This window comes from Streptococcus sp. 2741, from assembly GCF_013276315.1.
Taxonomy (GTDB): domain Bacteria; phylum Bacillota; class Bacilli; order Lactobacillales; family Streptococcaceae; genus Streptococcus; species Streptococcus pseudopneumoniae.
On sequence record NZ_VMKU01000143.1, the window covers coordinates 1 to 5,183 of the forward strand.

A 5,183-nucleotide genomic window follows, 5' to 3' on the forward strand; every position below is an offset into this window, starting at 1 on the left:
CGCTTGAGAGAAGCGAGTGACAAAGACCTTTGAAAACTGAACAAGACGAACCAATGTGCAGGGCACTACAACTACGGTTGTAGTACTGAACAATGAAAAAACAATAAATCTGTCAGTGACAGAAATGAGTGAGAACTCAAACTTTTAATGAGAGTTTGATCCTGGCTCAGGACGAACGCTGGCGGCGTGCCTAATACATGCAAGTAGAACGCTGAAGGAGGAGCTTGCTTCTCTGGATGAGTTGCGAACGGGTGAGTAACGCGTAGGTAACCTGCCTGGTAGCGGGGGATAACTATTGGAAACGATAGCTAATACCGCATAAGAGTGGATGTTGCATGACATTTACTTAAAAGGTGCAATTGCATCACTACCAGATGGACCTGCGTTGTATTAGCTAGTTGGTGGGGTAACGGCTCACCAAGGCGACGATACATAGCCGACCTGAGAGGGTGATCGGCCACACTGGGACTGAGACACGGCCCAGACTCCTACGGGAGGCAGCAGTAGGGAATCTTCGGCAATGGACGGAAGTCTGACCGAGCAACGCCGCGTGAGTGAAGAAGGTTTTCGGATCGTAAAGCTCTGTTGTAAGAGAAGAACGGGTGTGAGAGTGGAAAGTTCACACTATGACGGTATCTTACCAGAAAGGGACGGCTAACTACGTGCCAGCAGCCGCGGTAATACGTAGGTCCCGAGCGTTGTCCGGATTTATTGGGCGTAAAGCGAGCGCAGGCGGTTAGATAAGTCTGAAGTTAAAGGCTGTGGCTTAACCATAGTAGGCTTTGGAAACTGTTTAACTTGAGTGCAAGAGGGGAGAGTGGAATTCCATGTGTAGCGGTGAAATGCGTAGATATATGGAGGAACACCGGTGGCGAAAGCGGCTCTCTGGCTTGTAACTGACGCTGAGGCTCGAAAGCGTGGGGAGCAAACAGGATTAGATACCCTGGTAGTCCACGCCGTAAACGATGAGTGCTAGGTGTTAGACCCTTTCCGGGGTTTAGTGCCGTAGCTAACGCATTAAGCACTCCGCCTGGGGAGTACGACCGCAAGGTTGAAACTCAAAGGAATTGACGGGGGCCCGCACAAGCGGTGGAGCATGTGGTTTAATTCGAAGCAACGCGAAGAACCTTACCAGGTCTTGACATCCCTCTGACCACTCTAGAGATAGAGTTTTCTTTCGGGACAGAGGTGACAGGTGGTGCATGGTTGTCGTCAGCTCGTGTCGTGAGATGTTGGGTTAAGTCCCGCAACGAGCGCAACCCCTATTGTTAGTTGCCATCATTCAGTTGGGCACTCTAGCGAGACTGCCGGTAATAAACCGGAGGAAGGTGGGGATGACGTCAAATCATCATGCCCCTTATGACCTGGGCTACACACGTGCTACAATGGCTGGTACAACGAGTCGCAAGCCGGTGACGGCAAGCTAATCTCTTAAAGCCAGTCTCAGTTCGGATTGTAGGCTGCAACTCGCCTACATGAAGTCGGAATCGCTAGTAATCGCGGATCAGCACGCCGCGGTGAATACGTTCCCGGGCCTTGTACACACCGCCCGTCACACCACGAGAGTTTGTAACACCCGAAGTCGGTGAGGTAACCGTAAGGAGCCAGCCGCCTAAGGTGGGATAGATGATTGGGGTGAAGTCGTAACAAGGTAGCCGTATCGGAAGGTGCGGCTGGATCACCTCCTTTCTAAGGATAAGGAACTGCGCATTGGTCTTGTTTAGTCTTGAGAGGTCTTGTGGGGCCTTAGCTCAGCTGGGAGAGCGCCTGCTTTGCACGCAGGAGGTCAGCGGTTCGATCCCGCTAGGCTCCATTGGTGAGAGATCACCAAGTAATGCACATTGAAAATTGAATATCTATATCAAATAGTAACAAGAAAATAAACCGAAAACGCTGTAGTATTAATAAGAGTTTATGACTGAAAGGTCAGAAAATAAGGTTAAGTTAATAAGGGCGCACGGTGGATGCCTTGGCACTAGGAGCCGAAGAAGGACGTGACAAACGACGATATGCCTTGGGTAGCTGTAAGTAAGCGATGATCCAGGGATTTCCGAATGGGGGAACCCAACAGGTACTACCTGTTACCCACATCTGTTAAGGATGTGAGGAGGAAGACGCAGTGAACTGAAACATCTAAGTAGCTGCAGGAAGAGAAAGCAAAAGCGATTGCCTTAGTAGCGGCGAGCGAAACGGCAGGAGGGCAAACCGAAGAGTTTACTCTTCGGGGTTGTAGGACTGCAATGTGGACTCAAAGATTATAGAAGAATGATTTGGGAAGATCAGCCAAAGAGAGTAATAGCCTCGTATTTAAAATAGTCTTTGTACCTAGCAGTATCCTGAGTACGGCGGGACACGTGAAATCCCGTCGGAATCTGGGAGGACCATCTCCCAACCCTAAATACTCCCTAGTGACCGATAGTGAACCAGTACCGTGAGGGAAAGGTGAAAAGCACCCCGGGAGGGGAGTGAAATAGAACCTGAAACCGTGTGCCTACAACAAGTTCGAGCCCGTTAATGGGTGAGAGCGTGCCTTTTGTAGAATGAACCGGCGAGTTACGTTATGATGCGAGGTTAAGTTGAAGAGACGGAGCCGTAGGGAAACCGAGTCTGAACAGGGCGCCTTAGTATCATGACGTAGACCCGAAACCATGTGACCTACCCATGAGCAGGTTGAAGGTGCGGTAAGACGCACTGGAGGACCGAACCAGGGCACGTTGAAAAGTGCTTGGATGACTTGTGGGTAGCGGAGAAATTCCAAACGAACTTGGAGATAGCTGGTTCTCTCCGAAATAGCTTTAGGGCTAGCGTCGACATTAGAGATTCTTGGAGGTAGAGCACTGTTTGGGTGAGGGGTCCATCCCGGATTACCAATCTCAGATAAACTCCGAATGCCAATGAATTATGGTCGGCAGTCAGACTGCGAGTGCTAAGATCCGTAGTCGAAAGGGAAACAGCCCAGACCACCAGCTAAGGTCCCAAAATAATTGTTAAGTGGAAAAGGATGTGGGGTTGCACAGACAACTAGGATGTTAGCTTAGAAGCAGCTATTCATTCAAAGAGTGCGTAATAGCTCACTAGTCGAGTGACCCTGCGCCGAAAATGTACCGGGGCTAAAACAATTTACCGAAGCTGTGGATACCTTTATAGGTATGGTAGGAGAGCGTTCTATGTGTGATGAAGGTGTACCGTGAGGAGCGCTGGAACGCATAGAAGTGAGAATGCCGGTATGAGTAGCGAAAGACAGGTGAGAATCCTGTCCACCGTAAGACTAAGGTTTCCAGGGGAAGGCTCGTCCGCCCTGGGTCAGTCGGGACCTAAGGAGAGACCGAAAGGTGTATCCGATGGACAACAGGTTGATATTCCTGTACTAGAGTATGTAGTGATGGAGGGACGCAGTAGGCTAACTAAAGCAGACGATTGGAAGAGTCTGTCTAAGCAGTGAGGTGTGAATTGAGTTAAATGCTTAGTTCTATAACATTGAGCTGTGATGGGGAGCGAAGTTTAGTAGCGAAGTTAGTGACGTCACACTGCCAAGAAAAGCTTCTAGCGTTTAAACATACTCTACCCGTACCGCAAACCGACACAGGTAGTCGAGGCGAGTAGCCTCAGGTGAGCGAGAGAACTCTCGTTAAGGAACTCGGCAAAATGACCCCGTAACTTCGGGAGAAGGGGTGCTGACTTTACGTCAGCCGCAGTGAATAGGCCCAAGCAACTGTTTATCAAAAACACAGCTCTCTGCTAAATCGTAAGATGATGTATAGGGGGTGACGCCTGCCCGGTGCTGGAAGGTTAAGAGGAGTGCTTAGCGCAAGCGAAGGTATGAATTGAAGCCCCAGTAAACGGCGGCCGTAACTATAACGGTCCTAAGGTAGCGAAATTCCTTGTCGGGTAAGTTCCGACCCGCACGAAAGGCGTAATGATTTGGGCACTGTCTCAACGAGAGACTCGGTGAAATTTTAGTACCTGTGAAGATGCAGGTTACCCGCGACAGGACGGAAAGACCCCATGGAGCTTTACTGCAGTTTGATATTGAGTGTCTGTACCACATGTACAGGATAGGTAGGAGTCTACGAGATCGGGACGCCAGTTTCGAAGGAGACGCTGTTGGGATACTACCCTTGTGTTATGGCCACTCTAACCCAGATAGGTGATCCCTATCGGAGACAGTGTCTGACAGGCAGTTTGACTGGGGCGGTCGCCTCCTAAAAGGTAACGGAGGCGCCCAAAGGTTCCCTCAGAATGGTTGGAAATCATTCGCAGAGTGTAAAGATATAAGGGAGCTTGACTGCGAGAGCTACAACTCGAGCAGGGACGAAAGTCGGGCTTAGTGATCCGGTGGTTCCGTATGGAAGGGCCATCGCTCAACGGATAAAAGCTACCCTGGGGATAACAGGCTTATCTCCCCCAAGAGTTCACATCGACGGGGAGGTTTGGCACCTCGATGTCGGCTCGTCGCATCCTGGGGCTGTAGTCGGTCCCAAGGGTTGGGCTGTTCGCCCATTAAAGCGGCACGCGAGCTGGGTTCAGAACGTCGTGAGACAGTTCGGTCCCTATCCGTCGCGGGCGTAGGAAATTTGAGAGGATCTGCTCCTAGTACGAGAGGACCAGAGTGGACTTACCGCTGGTGTACCAGTTGTCTTGCCAAAGGCATCGCTGGGTAGCTATGTAGGGAAGGGATAAACGCTGAAAGCATCTAAGTGTGAAACCCACCTCAAGATGAGATTTCCCATGATTTTATATCAGTAAGAGCCCTGAGAGATGATCAGGTAGATAGGTTAGAAGTGGAAGTGTGGCGACACATGTAGCGGACTAATACTAATAGCTCGAGGACTTATCCAAAGTAACTGAGAATACGAAAGCGAACGGTTTTCTTGGTTTGAATAGATATTCAATTTTGAGTAGGTATTACTCAGAGTTAAGTGACGATAGCCTAGGAGATACACCTGTACCCATGCCGAACACAGAAGTTAAGCCCTAGAACGCCGGAAGTAGTTGGGGGTTGCCCCCTGTGAGATAGGGAAGTCGCTTAGCTCTAGGGAGTTTAGCTCAGCTGGGAGAGCATCTGCCTTACAAGCAGAGGGTCAGCGGTTCGATCCCGTTAACTCCCATTTTAGCGGGTGTAGTTTAGTGGTAAAACTACAGCCTTCCAAGCTGTTGTCGCGAGTTCGATTCTCGTCACCCGC

General features: G+C 50.1%; 3 tRNA genes and 3 rRNA genes. All 6 read left to right on the forward strand.

The window, feature by feature from the left end:
* Positions 1-143: 143 nt before the first annotated feature.
* The 6 genes from HT671_RS10765 to HT671_RS10790 all read left to right on the forward strand — a co-directional run bounded on the left by HT671_RS10765 (position 144) and on the right by HT671_RS10790 (position 5,183).
* Positions 144-1,689: ribosomal RNA gene (locus HT671_RS10765) — 16S ribosomal RNA — on the forward strand.
* 51 nt (positions 1,690-1,740) lie between these two features.
* Positions 1,741-1,813, forward strand: a tRNA-Ala gene (locus HT671_RS10770).
* 124 nt (positions 1,814-1,937) lie between these two features.
* Positions 1,938-4,839: ribosomal RNA gene (locus HT671_RS10775) — 23S ribosomal RNA — on the forward strand.
* 76 nt (positions 4,840-4,915) lie between these two features.
* Positions 4,916-5,031: ribosomal RNA gene (gene rrf, locus HT671_RS10780) — 5S ribosomal RNA — on the forward strand.
* The 16S, 23S and 5S rRNA genes sit together here with 3 tRNA genes alongside, the layout of an rRNA operon.
* 4 nt (positions 5,032-5,035) lie before the next feature.
* A tRNA-Val gene (locus HT671_RS10785) sits at positions 5,036-5,108 on the forward strand.
* A gap of 5 nt (positions 5,109-5,113) precedes the next feature.
* A tRNA-Gly gene (locus HT671_RS10790) sits at positions 5,114-5,183 on the forward strand.